Raw genomic sequence first — 16,932 nt, 5'->3', positions numbered from 1 at the left:
ACGACCAATGACTATTGAGGAATCACTAAAAATGCCAGCTATTGAGTAAACCTAACGACCAGCTAATCAGAAAACCTAGAAAACTCACACCAATGACTATGGTCAACAAGTAACCTTGAGATTGACCTGAAACACTATACTTTAAGGTTTGTCCGCTAAAGATTGCCGCAAACCCAACTAAGTTGATGAAACCGTCAACCAGATAGCGATCGCTCCAAGCAGAAATTCTGGAAAGCAATGCGACTGCACCAACAACCGTCACTCGATAAATTCGGTCAATGTAAAAGTCATAACCCAGCAAGTCTTGCACAAATCTCCACGCCAAAACTCTGGATCTTGACCAAGCTTTGTGCAAATAGATATTAGCGCCTATAGTGACTCCTACTAAACTGGACAAAATTAACAGCCCCACAACATACCAATTTAGACTTGCCCAGTCTGGTAGTAAGTACCATTGCTGTAGCATCAGCGGAACTAACAAAGTGGCTATGGTGAGGGTTACCATGGGGAATGCCATTTGCCAACCCACTTCTGGAGCGCGACGGGTTTTTGGTTGCGCCTCTCCCCAAAAGACTAGCCGGAAGACTCTGGTTAAATTCAGTGCTGTCAGTCCATTCACAAGAATTAAAATGCCCACAACCCAAGGGCTAACTAAAGCTAAGCCATCAGCCCATCCTAACATTGCCCAAAAGCTACCCAAGGGTAACAGGGTGATCGTTCCTGCAGCACCCACAACAAAACCAGTCGTAGTTGCTGGCATCCGCGACCACAAGCCACCCATTTCTGTTAAATCTTGTGTACTCGTGGTATATATGACTGCTCCAGAACTCATGAAGAGCAGTGCTTTAGCGATCGCATGAGTGAACAGCAACATGAGAGCTACACCCCCCTGTTCCATGCCAACGGCTAAAAATACCAACCCCATGTATGCACTTGTGGAATGAGCAAGAGCACGCTTGATGTCAATTTGGGCGATCGCCACCAAGGATGCACCCACTGCCGTCACTGTACCCATGATAATCAAGGCATTTAAAGCAATCGGCGACAGTGCTAAAATTGGCTGTAATTTGTACAACACATAAGCTCCACCTGCCACCACCATTGAGTTCCGCATCACTGAGGCTGGGTTGGGACCTTCCATTGCCTCATCCAACCATAGGTGGAGTGGAAACTGAGCGCATTTACCTGCAGGTCCTGCTATCAATGCTAAACCCAACAAAGTTGATGTCAGGGGGCTTAACTCAGCTGTTTGCGCCCATTCATACAAATCTGAGAAATTTAAACTGCCAGCAGTCGTAGCCAGCATGACTACTCCCATCAGTAGCAATATATCTCCCACCCGTTTGGTTAAAAATGCATCTCGTGCAGCTGTTACCACCAGCGGTTGAGCGTACCAGAATCCAACCAACAAGTAGGTGGAAAGAGTGAGCATTTCCAAGAGGGCATAACTGAGAAACAAGGAATTGCTGATAGCTAAGCCATTTAGCGCTGCTTCAAAAAATCCCATCAAGGCAAAGAAACGCGCCAACGCCCAGTCCTTTTCCATGTATCCCAGAGCATAGGTTTGTGCCAGTAGGCTTAACGCCGTGACTAAAACTGTTGCTCCAACACTCACTGGAGAGACTTCTAAAGCAAAGGACAAGTCAAAACCCGCTGCTTTGAACCAGGTAAACATAAAATCTTCTGGTTCTCTATTCCAAATATCTACAAACAAAAACAGGCTGTGAACAAAAGCCAAAATAGTTGTCAACAAATTCAAATAAGCAGCAGGTCTGGGTCCTGTACGCTTAATTAACCCTATTGCCCAAGGTAGGGTTAAAATCGCACCTATTAATCCATAAAAAGGTATCCACCAGCTAGTTGAAAAAAGAAACTGATTCATTTATCATGTATCCCTTTTAAAAATCTATTTTTGTCGTGTTTTTAAAAAACTTTGATTCCCTCCATAAGTTACATGGTTTCTCGCTTATTTGTTAAATAACTTTCTTTTATTACCTACCTCCCCAGACAAAAACAGAGATGATATGTTTATCAAACATAATTTTTTTATTTTGGCTTAGTAAGCGTTCTTCAACTAGAATTTCTAATTAGAAAACCCTAGTTTACAAGCCATATAACAAAAAATTATATATGTTTTTTAGACATTTTTTACGTCGATGACAAAAACGAGGAAAGACAGCAGCATCACTCCTTGAGTTTGTTGTCATTCCTCTTTCAGCGGAAATTAGGGCTTTACCAACGTGTTCTAGCCCATGTAATAAAAGAATTATAAAGCAGAAGTGGCTGCTCTAGGAATTTGTTAAGTTCGCTTGAGTAGAATCACTGCCATGAATTTATGTTAAGATTTTTAAAACTTTTTTATTACAAACTATTATAGTAATTTATATTGCCAGGGGGACCAAGGTTTTCTATGCTTAATTTGGAAATGCTTTTCAGCTCAAGATGAGCATCCCCGTCAAAATTTTCCATAACAGTACATATTGCAATAACTTAATTCAGGAGTTCTGCGATGCCAATTGCAGTTGGAATGATTGAAACAAAGGGTTTTCCGGCAGTAGTGGAAGCGGCTGATGCGATGGTCAAAGCTGCTCGCGTTACTCTGGTAGGATATGAAAAAATCGGCAGTGCTCGGGTTACTGTAATAGTTCGGGGAGATGTTTCTGAAGTACAGGCTTCAGTTGCTGCTGGTGTTGAAGCCGCTAGAAGAGTCAACGGTGGTGAAGTTGTATCCACTCACATCATTGTGCGTCCCCACGAAAACCTAGAATACGTGTTGCCGATTCGCTATACCGAAGCTGTGGAGCAGTTCCGCACCTAAGTGAGGCTGAGTGAAGCCACAATTTTAAATTTTTGAGTGCTCTCGTAATTTCGATCTAAAGGGGCAGCAAGTACGAGAGACTAGATTTTAGATTTGGAAAACCCAATCTAAAATCTAAAACTAGGCGTCGGGGATGCTTTGTTCTAGATAGATCTTTGTGTAAATTTTTTAAGTCCTGAGGAACGGAAGTCATGTCAATAGCAGTAGGAATGGTTGAAACGCTAGGGTTTCCGGCTGTAGTAGAAGCCGCAGACGCAATGGTAAAAGCAGCTCGCGTCACGTTAGTAGGCTATGAGAAAATAGGAAGTGGTCGCGTTACTGTTATTGTTCGGGGAGATGTTTCTGAAGTTCAAGCTTCAGTAAGCGCTGGAGTTGAATCTGTGAAGCGAGTTAATGGCGGACAGGTACTGTCAACACACATCATTGCCCGTCCTCACGAAAATTTGGAGTACGTTTTACCTATTCGATACACCGAAGATGTAGAGCAGTTCCGCGAAAACGTTAACGCAATTCGTCCCTTTGGTGGTAGAAGACCATAACGAGTAATGCAAATTGCAAAAGTTCGCGGCACAGTAGTTAGCACTCAGAAAGACCCAAGTCTGAGAGGCGTCAAACTACTGCTGTTGCAATTGGTAGATGAAGAAGGACGTGTTCTGCCAGAATACGAAGTGGCAGCTGATAGTGTGGGTGCTGGAGTGGATGAGTGGGTACTTATTTCGCGTGGCAGTTCTGCCCGTCAAGTTCTAGGTAACGAACAGCGTCCATTGGATGCGGCGGTAGTAGCAATAATTGATACAATCCACGTAGAAGATCGGTTGATTTACAGCAAAAAAGACCAGTATAGGTAGTTATTAGTCATTGGTCATTTGGTCATTGGTCATTGGTCATTGGTGTTGGGTTTCGTTCCTCAAACGCCACTTGCTTCAATGGGGGGAACCCCCACAACGCAGTGGCTCCCCAACCTACGATTTTTTTTCTTTTGGCTTGCAATATATTTATGTTAGAAAGTTTTTTGAATAGATGACAACGGAGAGCGATTTGATTAGTTTAGAAAAACTGGCAGGATTTCTCGATCGCTTTTTTGCTGTTGAGCGGTACTCTCCAGAAGAAAGAGGCGGTGTTTATTTGCCTTCAACACGTGGTGTCCAAAGGTTGGGCTTGGCATTAGAGTCGTGGGCGCAGTTGCAGGAATGGGTCAGTGCTGAAAATTTAGACGCGCTGTTCTTACACAGACCGTGGAAACTCGAACCAGGACAACTTGCGGCTGATGTAGGTGTAATATCTTACCATCTGCCCTTTGATGAGGGCTTGACACTCTCGTTTAATCCGCGATTGGCAGAAGTTTTGGGTATGTCTTATTTGGAAGTACTGGGTGAGAAAGAAAACAGACCCATTGGTATGATTGGAGAAATTCCAGCGCAAAGCATTGCTGATTTGTGCGATCGCGTCAATCAGATTTTTGCTGGATATGAGGAAGTACGTAAAGTAGATGACGCTGATGAAGTGAGAAAAGTTGCTGTTGTGGGTGCAATGACAGACTTGCTTGTACGAGAAGCAGCAAATCGCGGTGCTGATGTTTACATTACAGGACAGCTAAGAAAGCCTGCCGAGGGGGCATTGGTGGAAACGAAAATTGGTGCGATCGCAGTTGGTCATCGTCGCGGAGAAGCATGGGGTTTGCGGTCACTTAGGGGGTTACTGCAGGAACGCTGGTACGGTCTTGAGGTGGTTTTAAGTGGTAATTAATCATCATTATTGATAAATTACCAGTAAAATAAGGTTCCCAATTCTGCTATACAAATAAGGACTGAAATCGGCTATCCTTACGGATTTTGTCAAAATCAGAGTTATTTTTCAGACCTGGTAAGTATTTTTCCGGGCATAAATTGATTGCTCGTTGCAAGTTTTTAACAGCCTCTTCAGTATTGTTCTCTATAGTGTGGCAGCGAGCCAGGTTGTACCAAATGGTGTCATCATTGGGTTGCAATTCTGAGGCTTGTTTGTAACTTGCAAGAGCTTCTGCATAACGCTGTAATTTTTCCAAAGCTACACCCCGATTGAACCAAGCTCTGTAATAGTCTGGCTGAATTTCCAAAACTCGGTCAAAACTCTTGAGTGCTTTTTCATAACGCCCCCACTCATACAAATTCATGCCTCGATTATGCCAAGCCATAGTATTATTGGGGTCGAATTCAATAGCACGGTCATAGCTGTTGAGAGCTTCCTTGTAAAGCCCCATCTGTTTGAGAGCATTAGCTCTGTTGTTCCATGCCCAGTAAGCATCTGGTTGCGATTGCAAAGTGCGGTCAAAGCTTTTCACTGCCTTGTCATGTTTTCCCCAATCACACAGGGTTAAACCGCGATTGTGCCAGATGCTAGCAGCTTTAGGGTTCAACTCCAGAGCACGGTCAAAGCAGTTAATAGCTTCGGTGTAGCGTTCCAACTTTCCTAAAGCAATTGCTTTGTTGTGCCAAATCCAGCAATCACCCAACCCAGATTTTAATATTTGGTCAAAGCAGTAAATTGCCTCATCATGACGACCCAAGGAGCCCAAAGCAAAACCTTTCTGGGATAAAGCCTCGGGATAATCTGGTTTACACCTAAGGGCTCGATCGAAACTCGCGATCGCTTCTTCAAACTTTGCTGCTTTGCTCCGGCGCAATCCTTGATTGAAAAAGAACTCTGCCTCTAGATTAAGAGTTAACCTCATAAAATTTAGCATCCCACTTTGGATATATTTTTATATTTTATAAATTTCCAAAAAAATAGCACGTCTTAACAACCAAATTCAGAAATTTTACTTACGGTTATCTACAAGCGTGCTAACTTTCTAAGATAGCAATACTTTTTACCAAAAAATCAGTAAAAATAACTAGTACACGGGGCGCGAAAATAAGGCTACCATTGAACTTCAGATAGGTACCTTCATCTGTAAGCAAATTGACATTGCTTGATTATGGTTTATTCCTGCTATTCCTGGCTTGTGTAATAACACCGAGAAGTTTACCGAATTGTTTCGATATCGACTGTATTAGTACTTTTAAGCAAAAAATTGCCTTTCGCATCATTGACTGGAAGAGGGTCAGTTGGCAGAGGATGCCAACGCTACTGCAAGGGTTGAATAACTGTCAGCGAACCGTACTAACACCCATTGGACCGCGAGTCACACCAAGCTGATTTTGCAATTTTAACTCCCGCCAAAGTTGAGCACCTGTTACGTCTCCCTTTAACAGCTGACGGTAGAGATGTATTGTTTGCGTCACCTTCTCTGGTGTCTCATTCACAAACTCAATGCGGAAATTTCGCAATCCTAACTCTAAGAGTCGGTGTACGTATTCTGCTCCCGTTTGGGCTGTACCATTAAATACAGTGTTACGGCAGCCTGCATCCGCCTGAAGGATATGTTCGGTTCCGACCCTATCCCGTAGTTTCACCTCATGCTTTTCACAAGGGCGTCCGCAGTTGGTGTAGTCCGTTCCTTTGGATAAAAAAGCGCAAAATACACAGTGTTCCATATGAAACATGGGCATATGTTGGTGAATTGTTACCTCAAACCAATAAGGTGGGCAACTCGTCAGCAGGTCTTCTAATTGGGTAATGTTCAAATCGTAAGATGCTGTGACTCTTTCTAAACCAAATTGGTTTTTAAAATAGTCTGCTGTTAAAGGATTGGCAACGTTAAGGGAGAAGTCTCCCACACAACGGTCGTTTGCAAAGAAGTGGAAATGGTCATAGTTTCTGACAAGATAACCGTCAGCATTGCAGGAACGCACTTGCTGCAAAATCCAATTTTCTCCCGGTTTGGTTATTCTGGGTGGCGCAACCCAAATTTCCTGTTGCTTCTGTCCTTGTTCGCGCACTATCCTCACGGCTTCTCGATAAGCACGGGGATCTTCAAATTCACAGTAAAGCGTTTCAATTCCTGCTTCGACTGCTGCTTGAAGTTGCTTTAAGTTTCGTACTAAGACGATGAGTGAGGGAGGGAGTGAGGGAGGGAGGGAGGGAGGGAGGGAGGGGAGTAGGTCTGTGAGGTTGGCGTTTGAATGCAATTGCCAGCGTTTGGGTTGAGAACGTAATTCCTCCAACTGTGTGACAATCTCCCGGCGCAGACGGTTTAACTCGCTCACGGGAACCATAACTGCACCCCTCAAATGGTTGGTCACAGTTCCCAAACAAAAGGGAGTATTGCCAAGACGACCAAACTGTTCCTGTAACCTTTCTACAGTCAGGGGTTTAGTGTGGGCTTCCTCAAGGGGCATTGCAGATTCTACTTGGACAATGTGACCTTGTTCGTCCCGTGCGATCGCAATCAGTGATTGACCAACTTCTCCATAGATCTCTAATATAATTGGACGCTGAAATTGCGGCTGTTCGCCAGCAAAACTTTGCCGCAGTTGCTTATCAAGTTCCGGGTCGCTGGTTTTCCAGACCTTATCTCCTACGTGTACCCGTCGCAGGTTTAAATCTCGCCGACCAAAGGTCAGGAGTGCGTCTTTTCCTTTACGTTCCACTGCATAAACCCGACCACCTTCTTCTTGTGCTTCCGGGTGACCGCAGTCAAAAACAACACCATCTCCCGGTTTCACTGGGGCTTGCAACTTTATTGTTACCTTTTCATTGCTAATACGGGTCACTTCCCCCAGGTAAACTCCGCGTTTTTTGCCGAAATTGGCATGAACCAGTTCCTGATTGTTAATTCCGCGAAACCAACCCGTGTACAAACCGCGAGAAAATGCCATTTCTAGGTTGTGATGTTCTTGTTGTGTGGAATGTGGCGACGAGAGGTGGCGTGTCTCTACATTTTCTAAATTCGCCATCACTCTATCCAGTGCTTGCCGATAAACACTGGTAACATTGGCAACGTACTCTGGTGTTTTCAGACGACCTTCAATTTTTAAACTAGAAACGCCGGTTTTAACCAACTCTGGCAAAACCTCTAACCCCGCCAAGTCTTGAGGGCTTAGTAGATACTTGCGGTTCTCTAAGTTAACAACCTTGCCATCAGCAATTAAGTCGTAAGGCATGCGGCAAGCTTGGGCGCATTCACCACGGTTTGCAGAACGTCCCCCCAGGGATTCGCTGGTCAAACACTGTCCTGAATATGCCACACACAGCGCACCGTGAACAAAAACTTCTAAGGGTAGAGTTGGGTGCGACGTCTCTGCGTGCAGATGGTGTTGGATTTTCTCAATTTCTTTTAACGAGCATTCGCGAGCAAGAACCACCAACTGGCAACCAAGGGATTTTGCAAATTCTACCCCTGCAGCACTTGTGATGGTCATCTGAGTGGAAGCATGGATGGGAAAATCAGGGGAAAGGTGACGAATGAGACGGCAAATACCTACATCTTGGACAATTACTGCATCTACCCCTGCAGTAATAATTGAACGGAGGTATTGTTCTGCTTCTTTGAGTTCTTGTGGAAAGATAAGTGTGTTCAGAGTGACATAGCCCTTCACACCTCGCAGGTGCAGAAATTCCATCAACTTGGGCAAGTCTGCTTCTGTGAAGTTTTGCGCCCGCATACGGGCATTAAACCGATCCAACCCAAAATATATGGCATCCGCCCCATTTTCGACAGCAGCTTTGGCGCACTCCCAGTTACCTGCCGGGGCAAGTAGTTCGGGACGCTGAAATTTGGGTGAGGTGTGTTCGGGGGTTGCTTTGCGCGAGGCTTTCATTGAGTTTGAGATGGATAAGAGAGCACCATTGCGATTCTATCGTTTGTACTCGTGGATGGTGGGGGAAGGTGGCGGTCGCTGCGGTTTCTGGCATTCATAACAGAAAGCTAGAATACTACTGTGTTATGACGCGATCGACCAATAATTGTTCAAGGTAAAAAATATGACTTTTTTAGAAGACCTTATAGAGCGTAAGAACGATGAACTTCGTGCGGATACTCTTGATTTAACTTTTGGTGAAATTGCCAATTTATTCAAATTGAGCTGAAAGCTTTAGTTATGAGAAGGAATGAAATTGCTCACGGGCAAAAAATGATAATTAAAGACCTACAGGAATATAAAAAATATGAAGATGCAGCTTTGGAAGTTATGCATGAATTAGCAGTATCAATTGTTGACTGCTTGGAGCAAAAACTTTACCTACAAAGTCCTTAGCTCTAAAATTATCGATTTTTGTATAACTGTTGGTGGGCAGTGCCCAGCCTACGTCTACTGCGTCTACGTCTTTATGTAATCTTCTAGCGAGAAGGGGATAAATGATTTTTGAAAAATTTTTAAGTTAATGTAGGTAGATCTATGATCCAGCAATTGAACAATGGTGGGCAGTGCCCACCCTACGTATGTTTCTTTATCTGGTCTCATCTTCCATAACACGTTTTTGTAAAAAAAAGTTACAATTTCTCCGTAAGTTTATTACATTTTATATACACGCTCGACCTGAAGTTGCAATTGAGACGAAGTCTCACAACATCAGGCTTGGAAGCAGTAAATATAACTTGTAACAAACTTTTCCGAAAAAGCCAGGAAAGGTTTTGAAGTAAATATTCAGGCTTTGGAGAAAACTTTCTAAAGTTAAAAAAGAATTACAAAACAATAAAAGGTGAAAAGTATACTTATCTCAATTTTGAGCTTCAGTATTACTAAACGTTTCATCTTGCTAGAATACATTGCGATTTAATTCAATTCTAATAGGATGTTCTCGGTCATAAAAATATACCCTGTTTTTGCTGTCGTTAAATCACGAATATTATGAATGTAAAATTGAGATTTAAACCAGTTTCTTTTAGTTGGGTTGCTCTACATCCCAAACCTAAAGGGGTCATCCAATTCATTGGTGGAGCTTTTTTCGGTACATTTGGCCCCATGTTTTTTTATCGCTATTTACTCGAATGTTTATTCAAGCAGGGCTATACAATAATTCTCTTGCCATTCAACTTTACTTTCGATCATTATACAGAGGCGGGTTTTCTCATTAGAGAACAGTATAAACTCATGCCAGAATTGGTGAGAATGGCAGAATTAGCAGGTTATGAATATAACACTTACCTAAATGATTCTAACTTTTTTTGGATAGGTCATAGTATTGGCTGTAAATACATTGCACTTTTAGAAGCTTTTAGTGCTCTACCTAAAGAACGAGACCAGCTAGAAACCTTTATTCGGAAAATAGTCAAACAAACTTCTGGTAATTTATCCCTTCAAAAACAAGAAAAAAAAGTTCAAAGTATTGTCAATGATTTAGAAAATCTAATTAATTCCCTTGAAGACAAAAGTTCAGAGGCGAAAAGATTAACTTCCTATTATGTCAATCAAGATGTGGCAAAAAGTCAAGTCACCTTTGATGAATCTGATGTAAAAATTACCAGCATCTTTATTAAAAGTCAACCATCTATACTACTAGCACCCGTCAATACTGGGCTTGACAGTGCAATTAAACCTAAATTCCTGGCAGATTTTATTATCAATCTGGGTTTGAACGTCAAACCAACTCCCAAAGAGACAGAGGCTTTAATTGAAAATAGTAATTTATTTAATTTGCTGGGTAGCTAATTCCTAATTCATTTAAGAAAGCTCGAAAATCGCCATCATCTTGAGGCGAAATCTGACCCTTGAGTTTGATCCTAACCACCCAACCATCAATTTGATGAATTACGGTGACGAAAGAAACGGGCATCCGGGGTTTAGCATGCAAGACTTGGACAACCCTCAAAGTGAGACTGGCATTTGCCAGGTAATACAAGTATTCCATCTTGGTGTTTGGGATCAAAGCCAATCCTACATCTTTATTATTCCTAGAGAACCTCAATGCTTACTAGGGTAGAAGCCCCCGTTTTTCGATGGGGAGGTTTACCCAATTTCCCCTATGGGGTTTACGCGATCCCCGATAGTATCCATTTGAAACCTGAAGAGAAGTTGCGCGATAATGCTTTAGAGTTTTTTATTAAGAAGAGCTAAAATTTACCAGTTTTCAGCAATCCTAATATAAATGCACAATCTACAGAGCAGTAACAATTATAACCTCATATCTAACCCTAAGATAGAAGAAACTCTATTAGATACTTCTCTAGCTAGCTACGACTATGAGTTACCTCAAGAACTTATTGCTCAAAATCCCGCAGTCCCCAGAGACAGTTCTAGGTTACTAGTCGTAAATTCACTCTTCACGGGAATAGAATCCGCGCCTTTACACCATATATTCCGCGAGTTGCCCGATTTGCTGCAAGCGGGAGACTTACTCGTGATGAATGACACACAAGTTATTCCAGCACGATTGTACGGTCATAAAGAAACTGGTGCGGAGATAGAGGTTTTGCTTTTAGAAGAGCGACAGCATAACTGCTGGTTAGCTCTTGTTAAACCAGGAAAACGTTTCAAACCTGGAGCAAAAATTGTTTTTGAAGCAAGGAACTCCCCTCTCAGTCCTGGGAGAAAAGACAATTCTTTGCCCCCCTCTTGTTCCCTAACTGCAACAGTTATAGAAGCAGACGAAGCGACTGGGGGACGTCTACTACAATTTGATTTGCCAGAAGGAACATCCGTAGTCCAATTGTTAGACGTATTCGGTGAGGTTCCTCTGCCACCGTACATTAATGCTTCTGATGCCAAGAGCGAACAATATCAGACGGTTTATGCACAGCATCCCGGCGCAGTCGCTGCACCCACTGCGGGGTTACACTTTACGCCAGAATTGCTAAAAACCTTGCAGCAGCGTGGAATTCATCAAGCTTTTGTGACACTGCACGTTGGAGTTGGAACATTTCGTCCTGTAGAAGTGGACAACGTTAAGACCCACAAAATGCATGAAGAATGGATTGAAGTACCTTCCTCCACAGTAGAACAAATCCGCAAGACTCAAGCATCTGGAGGGCGGATTATTGCTGTTGGTACAACAGTAGTACGAGCTCTCGAAGGAGCAGCAACTCAAGGAGACTTAAAACCATTTTGTGGCAAAACAGACTTGTTTATTTATCCCGGCTATAAATGGCAGGTTGTTGATGGCTTAATTACCAACTTTCATCTACCACGTTCTAGTTTGTTAATGCTGGTAAGTGCTTTAATTGGTCGCGAACGATTATTGAAGATATACCAGGAAGCTGTAGCATCTCGATATCGCTTTTATTCCTTTGGTGATGCAATGTTGATTTTGCCACAGGCGGTTAGTGGTTAGTGGTTGGTGGTTAATAGCCTACTAACTACTATCTACTAACAAACCAAGTTAATTTTCAATTTTGTTCTGGGTACCCTGACTTATAAGTCTATAGCAATAAGTGCAGGTCGCCAGCAATGTCTCAAAAATATCAACTGTATCAGTGGTTTCTCTATTTCTTTAAAAGGGCGCTCTTTCAGAGTTGCGATCGCAGCCAGCAACGATTTGGACTTTTGTGTGTTCTGTCTGCTGTTTTGGTAGTCATACCATCATTGATTGCAGTACCAGAAAACAAGCTGCTAGCTGCCGAACCCTTTGTTCCCTCTCAAAATCTAGAAGCAGCTAGCTTCTTCCAACAAGGTGTCATGCGTTACAAAGAAAACAACTTTCAGGCGGCAGAAAATGCTTTTCGCCAAGCCTTACAGCGCGATCCAAATATAGCTGCAGCACATAATTACCTGGGAAGTATTATGCTACAGCAAAATCGCTTGGATTTAGCAGTGCAAGAGTACGGTGAGGCAATTAGAATTAATCCCAATCTTGGTGAAGCATATTACAATGTAGGGCTAGCACTGCAAAAACAAGGACAGAAAGAGGCGGCGATTACTGCTTATCGCCAAGCTATAGTCATAAATCCAACCATGTCAGCAGCTTATTACAATCAGGGATTGGCGCTGTATGAACTAGGACAACTAGACGAAGCGATTGCTCTATATCAGCAAGCAATTAATTTCGATAGGAACAATGCTAGCGCTTACTCTAACTTAGCAATAGCCCTGCAACAAAAAGGACAATCACAGGATGCGATCGCTGCTTATCGCAAATCTGTAGAAATCGATCCTGAGAATGCTGATGCTTACAATAACATGGCAAGCCTGATGGCGCTTCAAGGTCAAACAATAGAAGCTATTGCTGTTTACAAAGAAGCCATTCGCAAAATTCCTAACAATAATCCTGGGTCTTACTATAACTTAGGAGTCATCTGGTACCAACAGGGCGACTACAAGAACGCTAACACAGCTTTAAAACGCGCCCGAGATCAATACCGCCAACAGGGTAACATGGAGCAGGCAAACAAAATTGAGGAATTAATGCAACAAATCGTCAAGCTAGCAGCATACAAGAAAAATCAGGTTGGGCAAAACCAAACTCCTTCGCCAACGCCAACTCCTACAAGTAATGTAGTCGTTCCCGAACCCGAGACATCCAACCCACAAGCAACTCCTACAGAAACTGAAAGTAACACCAATAATGTGCCTATTCCCGTTGAACAGCCTGCTTTATTTAATACGGGTCAATAAAATTTGGGAGTAAGGGATGAGGATTCAAAATGTTTGTAGAGACGCGCCGAATCAAAGCGTTTCTACAATTAAGTAGGTGGGCGGGAATAAACAGAACTAAATTACAAAATGTCAAAACATCAGCAAGCCCTACCAATGAATTTTGACAAATGACTAGGAATGACCATTCCCAGTTAAGTTTTTTCATTAACTTAAATTGGTAAGCGATCGATATCTTTATTGCAACCAATAACAACCATTGCTGAACCGCGCTCAAGACGCTGATAAGGGTTGGGATTTATTTGAAATTTTCCATCATGACTGACTGCGAGTAAATTCAGCCCATAGCGGTTGCGAAGTTGCAGTTCGGCGATCGTTTTGCCGTGAAATTCATCAGGTACTATCACTTCTACAATACTGTTATCTGGGTCGAGGTCAAAGCGATCTAAGATTGAAGGCTTAGTGAGGGTTCGTGCTAGAGCGCAACCTGCTTCATTTTCTGGAAAAACAACATGATCGGCTCCAACTTTGTACAATAGTTTGTAGTGAACTTCACTAGAGGCTTTTGCTATCACATGGGGTACACCACCCTCTTTTACATTTAATGTTGTAATTATACTTTCCTGAACGTAATTTCCAATTGCCACAATAACTGTATCAAATTCAAAAATCCCAGCTTCTTTAAGTGCAGCTGGTTCTGTTGAGTCGAGTTGCAAAGCATGACCGGTGATTTGCTCTGTCAATGCTTGAGATACCCGCTTTTCATCTATATCTGTAGCTAATACTTCATAGCCAAACTTATGTAAGGTCGAACAGACCGATCTTCCAAAACGACCTAACCCTATTACAGCAAATTGCTGATTATCCCTACGCAGACTGCGAAAAAAACCCAAAGATGACAAATGCACAGTTTTTATCCTTATTAACAATGCTTTTTTCTATTACAAAAAGTCGGCATAACCGACTTTTAAAGGTTCTTATTTTTGCTAATATTTATATGTTATCACTTTAGGTAATGAGTTATTATTCATTCCCATTTTTTTAACTATCCCACCAGCAAGTTTTCTTCAGGATAGTGAACATTGCTGGGTCGGGGATCTCCCAGTATTGCTGACATGAGAAGCAAAATACCAACTCTTCCTATATACATTGTTACTATTAGTATGAGCTTGGCTCCTACAGATACAGTCCCTGTAATTCCTGTAGAAAGACCCACCGTTGCAAAAGCTGACACAACTTCAAATAAAAGTTGAATAAATGATATTGTCGGGTCTGTAAGCGTAATTAATATGGTAGCTAAAATGACAGTACCTATTGAACCAATAAAAACTCCAATTGCTTTTAAAATTAAAGGAATTGCTATTGTGCGATCGTATAATAAAACTTCTTCTTTGCCTTGAAGTATTGCCTTGGTACAACTTGTGAGAACTCTCAATGTTGTTGTTTTCATTCCACCTCCTGTTCCACCAGGGGATGCACCGATAAACATCAATGCAATAGTAATAAATAGACCTGCTGTTGTCATTTTTCCTATATCAATAGTATTAAATCCAGCAGTTCTAGGACTCACTGATTGAAACCAAGCTACTAATAATTTGTCGCGAAAACTGAGATGACTGAATGTTTCGGGGTTTCTTAATTCCACAAAGAAAAAAGCAATTGTTCCCAAAACTAAAAGAACTACAGTTGTGCTGATTGCGACTTTAAAATCTAGAGAAAACCTCAGCTTTAGCTGCCTCTTTTGGAAAGTATCCCGCAGCCAGATAAATGTTTCTAAAATAACTTGATAACCAATCCCACCAAATATAATCAATCCCGTAACAACAAAACAGACCAATGCAGATGATTGATACTTAATCAAGTTATCTGGAAACAAACTAAAACCGGCATTATTCCAAGAGTTGATGCTATGGAAAATAGATAGCCAAAGCCCTTTAGACCATCCATAGTCGGGAACAAAGGCAGGTAGCAGTAAAAATACACCAGTAATTTCAAAAATCAAGGTAGTCGCAATAATTGAGCGAATAATTTGGGCGCTACCTTGGATTCCAGGTCGATCTAAAGCTTGTTGAATGGCAACTTTTTGCCGCAAGTCAAATCTATAACCAATCAGCAAAATCAAAAAAGTTGTGCAAGTCATGTAGCCCAAACCACCAATTTGAACTAACAGCGCCATAACTAATTGACCCCAGAAGGAAAAATAAGTACCAGTATCAACAACTCCTAACCCCGTGACACAAACTGCTGAAGTTGACGTAAACAAAGCCACTATTGGGTCGTTCCACTGACCGCTGCTGGTAGAAAAAGGCATCATTAGCAGGATGGTTCCTACAGTGATGACTGCTAAAAACCCTAAGCAAATTTTTTGAGAAACCGTCATACAGATGTAAAAAAGAGAACACTCCAGGCAGTAGAGTTAGGGCATTGCTTACCTAGATATAAAAACACATTACCCTAATTTAATTAAAAACACACATGGTAGCCTACGAGTATGTTTAAATTTCTGTCTTAATCTGCTTTCTTCATGAGTGCAACACTTTACGAGCAAATTCAGCAGTTTTACGATGCTTCTTCCGGTTTGTGGGAACAAGTATGGGGAGAGCATATGCATCACGGGTACTATGGTGCAGATGGCTTCGAGAACAAAGACCGCCGTCAGGCGCAGATAGACTTGATTGAAGAACTACTAAAATGGGCAGGGGTGCAGAAAGCCGAAAATATACTAGATGTGGGTTGTGGAATTGGTGGGAGTTCCCTGTATTTGGCAGAAAAATTTCACGCTAAGGCAACGGGAATAACGTTAAGCCCAGTACAAGCTTCTAGAGCAACACAACGTGCTCAAGAGTTGGGTTTGAGCGAGAGGGCTCATTTTCAAGTTGCTGATGCTCAAGCAATGCCTTTTGATGACAACTCTTTTGACTTGGTTTGGTCTTTGGAAAGCGGTGAGCACATGCCTGATAAAACCAAGTTTATGCAGGAATGCTATCGGGTACTAAAACCCGGTGGAACGTTGATTATGGTAACTTGGTGTCATCGACCGATTGATAACTCACCACTTACGGTGGATGAAAAAAAGCATTTAGCTGAGATTTATCGAGTCTACTGCTTGCCCTATGTGATTTCTCTACCGGAATATGAGGCTATTGCCCGCCAATTGGGTTTGCAAAATATTCGTACTGCTGATTGGTCAAAGGCTGTTGCGCCGTTTTGGAATGTGGTCATTGATTCTGTCTTTTCACTACAAGCCATTTGGGGTTTACTAGTTTCAGGTTGGAATACAATTCAAGCTGCGCTGTCTTTGGGTTTGATGCGTCAGGGTTATGAGTCTGGGCTAGTTCGGTTTGGTTTGTTATGCGGAAATAAATGAAGGGACTGGGGATCGGGGTGAAGAAATAGACCGCCCATCAAAGACGCGCTTTTCAACCTTACCCACAACATCTAACTTGGTGAGGTTCCACCCCAACCCCGCACCTGGTGACTTCTGTCAATTTAAAATCTCGAATCCAAAGTCTAAAATTCTGATATGAATCAAATTTCCCAACGAGGGTTTAAGGACAGCTGGTTTTACAGTTTTTGGAAATTTTCTCGTCCCCACACAATTATCGGTACAAGTTTGAGTGTCTTGGGACTCTATTTAATTGCAATTTCTACCTATCGCCCCTCTTCCCCTCTCCCTCTCCCCCTTCTAGGAGCATGGATTGCTTGTCTGTGTGGCAATGTTTATAT

General features: G+C 42.3%; 13 protein-coding genes and 3 pseudogenes. 10 read left to right on the top strand and 6 right to left on the bottom strand.

What is annotated here, in order from left to right; all coding sequences use genetic code 11:
• Positions 1-25: 25 nt before the first annotated feature.
• Positions 26-1,882: an NAD(P)H-quinone oxidoreductase subunit F gene (locus ACYRY3_RS08495; RefSeq protein WP_460201262.1), complete on the bottom strand. Its 1,857-nt coding sequence runs from the start codon at positions 1,880-1,882 to the stop codon at positions 26-28.
• Between the two features lie 627 nt (positions 1,883-2,509).
• On the opposite strand from ACYRY3_RS08495, the gene ACYRY3_RS08490 reads away from it, so the two are divergent.
• The 4 genes from ACYRY3_RS08490 to ACYRY3_RS08475 all read left to right on the top strand — a co-directional run bounded on the left by ACYRY3_RS08490 (position 2,510) and on the right by ACYRY3_RS08475 (position 4,564).
• Complete coding sequence (locus ACYRY3_RS08490; RefSeq protein WP_460201261.1) at positions 2,510-2,818, top strand: carbon dioxide-concentrating mechanism protein CcmK; 309 nt, start codon at positions 2,510-2,512, stop codon at positions 2,816-2,818.
• Positions 2,819-3,009: 191 nt separating this feature from the next.
• Complete coding sequence (locus ACYRY3_RS08485) at positions 3,010-3,357, top strand: carbon dioxide-concentrating mechanism protein CcmK (RefSeq protein ID WP_017747342.1); 348 nt, start codon at positions 3,010-3,012, stop codon at positions 3,355-3,357.
• Between the two features lie 6 nt (positions 3,358-3,363).
• Positions 3,364-3,666 carry a EutN/CcmL family microcompartment protein gene (locus ACYRY3_RS08480; RefSeq protein WP_460201260.1) on the top strand — a complete coding sequence of 101 codons (303 nt, stop codon included), beginning with the start codon at positions 3,364-3,366 and terminating at the stop codon, positions 3,664-3,666.
• Positions 3,667-3,838: 172 nt separating this feature from the next.
• Entirely contained in the window at positions 3,839-4,564 is a 726-nt protein-coding gene (locus ACYRY3_RS08475; RefSeq protein ID WP_460201259.1) for a Nif3-like dinuclear metal center hexameric protein, read from the top strand.
• A 46-nt stretch (positions 4,565-4,610) separates the two neighbouring features.
• On the opposite strand, the gene ACYRY3_RS08470 is transcribed toward ACYRY3_RS08475, so the two are convergent.
• The gene (locus ACYRY3_RS08470; protein WP_460201258.1) at positions 4,611-5,540 is read right to left on the bottom strand and encodes a tetratricopeptide repeat protein; all 930 of its coding nucleotides are present in this window, start codon (positions 5,538-5,540) and stop codon (positions 4,611-4,613) included.
• A 406-nt stretch (positions 5,541-5,946) separates the two neighbouring features.
• Positions 5,947-8,499: a U32 family peptidase gene (locus ACYRY3_RS08465; RefSeq protein WP_460201257.1), complete on the bottom strand. Its 2,553-nt coding sequence runs from the start codon at positions 8,497-8,499 to the stop codon at positions 5,947-5,949.
• A 279-nt stretch (positions 8,500-8,778) separates the two neighbouring features.
• Between ACYRY3_RS08465 and ACYRY3_RS08460 the strand changes: the two genes are divergently transcribed.
• The gene (locus ACYRY3_RS08460; RefSeq protein ID WP_460201256.1) at positions 8,779-8,934 is read left to right on the top strand and encodes an MAE_28990/MAE_18760 family HEPN-like nuclease; all 156 of its coding nucleotides are present in this window, start codon (positions 8,779-8,781) and stop codon (positions 8,932-8,934) included.
• Between the two features lie 594 nt (positions 8,935-9,528).
• Positions 9,529-10,323: pseudogene (locus tag ACYRY3_RS08455) on the top strand (DUF1350 family protein); the annotation flags it as partial.
• Here ACYRY3_RS08455 and ACYRY3_RS08450 read toward each other — a convergent pair.
• Positions 10,322-10,528 (bottom strand): annotated as a pseudogene (locus ACYRY3_RS08450) (hypothetical protein); the annotation flags it as partial. The pseudogenes ACYRY3_RS08455 and ACYRY3_RS08450 overlap by 2 nt on opposite strands.
• 237 nt (positions 10,529-10,765) lie before the next feature.
• Here ACYRY3_RS08450 and queA point away from each other — a divergent pair.
• Positions 10,766-11,947, top strand: a complete 1,182-nt coding sequence (gene queA, locus ACYRY3_RS08445; RefSeq protein ID WP_460201255.1) for a tRNA preQ1(34) S-adenosylmethionine ribosyltransferase-isomerase QueA — start codon at positions 10,766-10,768, stop codon at positions 11,945-11,947.
• 116 nt (positions 11,948-12,063) lie between these two features.
• Positions 12,064-13,227 (top strand): tetratricopeptide repeat protein, encoded by a 1,164-nt coding sequence (locus tag ACYRY3_RS08440; protein ID WP_460201254.1) that lies wholly within the window; start codon positions 12,064-12,066, stop codon positions 13,225-13,227.
• A gap of 191 nt (positions 13,228-13,418) precedes the next feature.
• On the opposite strand, the gene ACYRY3_RS08435 is transcribed toward ACYRY3_RS08440, so the two are convergent.
• Both ACYRY3_RS08435 and ACYRY3_RS08430 read right to left on the bottom strand, forming a co-directional pair.
• A complete protein-coding gene (locus ACYRY3_RS08435; protein ID WP_460201253.1) occupies positions 13,419-14,114 on the bottom strand; it encodes a potassium channel family protein in 696 nt (231 codons plus the stop codon).
• A 137-nt stretch (positions 14,115-14,251) separates the two neighbouring features.
• Positions 14,252-15,586, bottom strand: coding sequence for a TrkH family potassium uptake protein (locus ACYRY3_RS08430; RefSeq protein ID WP_460201252.1), 1,335 nt, complete (start codon positions 15,584-15,586; stop codon positions 14,252-14,254).
• A gap of 144 nt (positions 15,587-15,730) precedes the next feature.
• Here ACYRY3_RS08430 and ACYRY3_RS08425 point away from each other — a divergent pair, with 144 nt between their 5' ends.
• Together ACYRY3_RS08425 and ACYRY3_RS08420 are read left to right on the top strand one after the other, a co-directional pair.
• Positions 15,731-16,573, top strand: a complete 843-nt coding sequence (locus ACYRY3_RS08425; RefSeq protein WP_460201251.1) for a methyltransferase domain-containing protein — start codon at positions 15,731-15,733, stop codon at positions 16,571-16,573.
• A 156-nt stretch (positions 16,574-16,729) separates the two neighbouring features.
• A pseudogene (locus ACYRY3_RS08420) lies at positions 16,730-16,932 on the top strand (homogentisate phytyltransferase); the annotation flags it as partial.

It is taken from the genome of Scytonema sp. NUACC21, from assembly GCF_054684315.1.
The sequence above is the reverse complement of the archived record's forward strand: the minus strand, read 5'-3'. Positions and strand labels throughout refer to the sequence as shown.

What these genes read in the sequence shown, in the direction of transcription:
- ACYRY3_RS08495 (WP_460201262.1), bottom strand. Translation starts at nt 1,882, where the DNA reads ATGAATCAGTTTCTTTTTTCAACTAGCTGGTGGATACCTTTTTATGGA.
- ACYRY3_RS08490 (WP_460201261.1), top strand. Translation starts at nt 2,510, where the DNA reads ATGCCAATTGCAGTTGGAATGATTGAAACAAAGGGTTTTCCGGCAGTA.
- ACYRY3_RS08485 (WP_017747342.1), top strand. Translation starts at nt 3,010, where the DNA reads ATGTCAATAGCAGTAGGAATGGTTGAAACGCTAGGGTTTCCGGCTGTA.
- ACYRY3_RS08480 (WP_460201260.1), top strand. Translation starts at nt 3,364, where the DNA reads ATGCAAATTGCAAAAGTTCGCGGCACAGTAGTTAGCACTCAGAAAGAC.
- ACYRY3_RS08475 (WP_460201259.1), top strand. Translation starts at nt 3,839, where the DNA reads ATGACAACGGAGAGCGATTTGATTAGTTTAGAAAAACTGGCAGGATTT.
- ACYRY3_RS08470 (WP_460201258.1), bottom strand. Translation starts at nt 5,540, where the DNA reads ATGCTAAATTTTATGAGGTTAACTCTTAATCTAGAGGCAGAGTTCTTT.
- ACYRY3_RS08465 (WP_460201257.1), bottom strand. Translation starts at nt 8,499, where the DNA reads ATGAAAGCCTCGCGCAAAGCAACCCCCGAACACACCTCACCCAAATTT.
- ACYRY3_RS08460 (WP_460201256.1), top strand. Translation starts at nt 8,779, where the DNA reads ATGAGAAGGAATGAAATTGCTCACGGGCAAAAAATGATAATTAAAGAC.
- queA (WP_460201255.1), top strand. Translation starts at nt 10,766, where the DNA reads ATGCACAATCTACAGAGCAGTAACAATTATAACCTCATATCTAACCCT.
- ACYRY3_RS08440 (WP_460201254.1), top strand. Translation starts at nt 12,064, where the DNA reads ATGTCTCAAAAATATCAACTGTATCAGTGGTTTCTCTATTTCTTTAAA.
- ACYRY3_RS08430 (WP_460201252.1), bottom strand. Translation starts at nt 15,586, where the DNA reads ATGACGGTTTCTCAAAAAATTTGCTTAGGGTTTTTAGCAGTCATCACT.
- ACYRY3_RS08425 (WP_460201251.1), top strand. Translation starts at nt 15,731, where the DNA reads ATGAGTGCAACACTTTACGAGCAAATTCAGCAGTTTTACGATGCTTCT.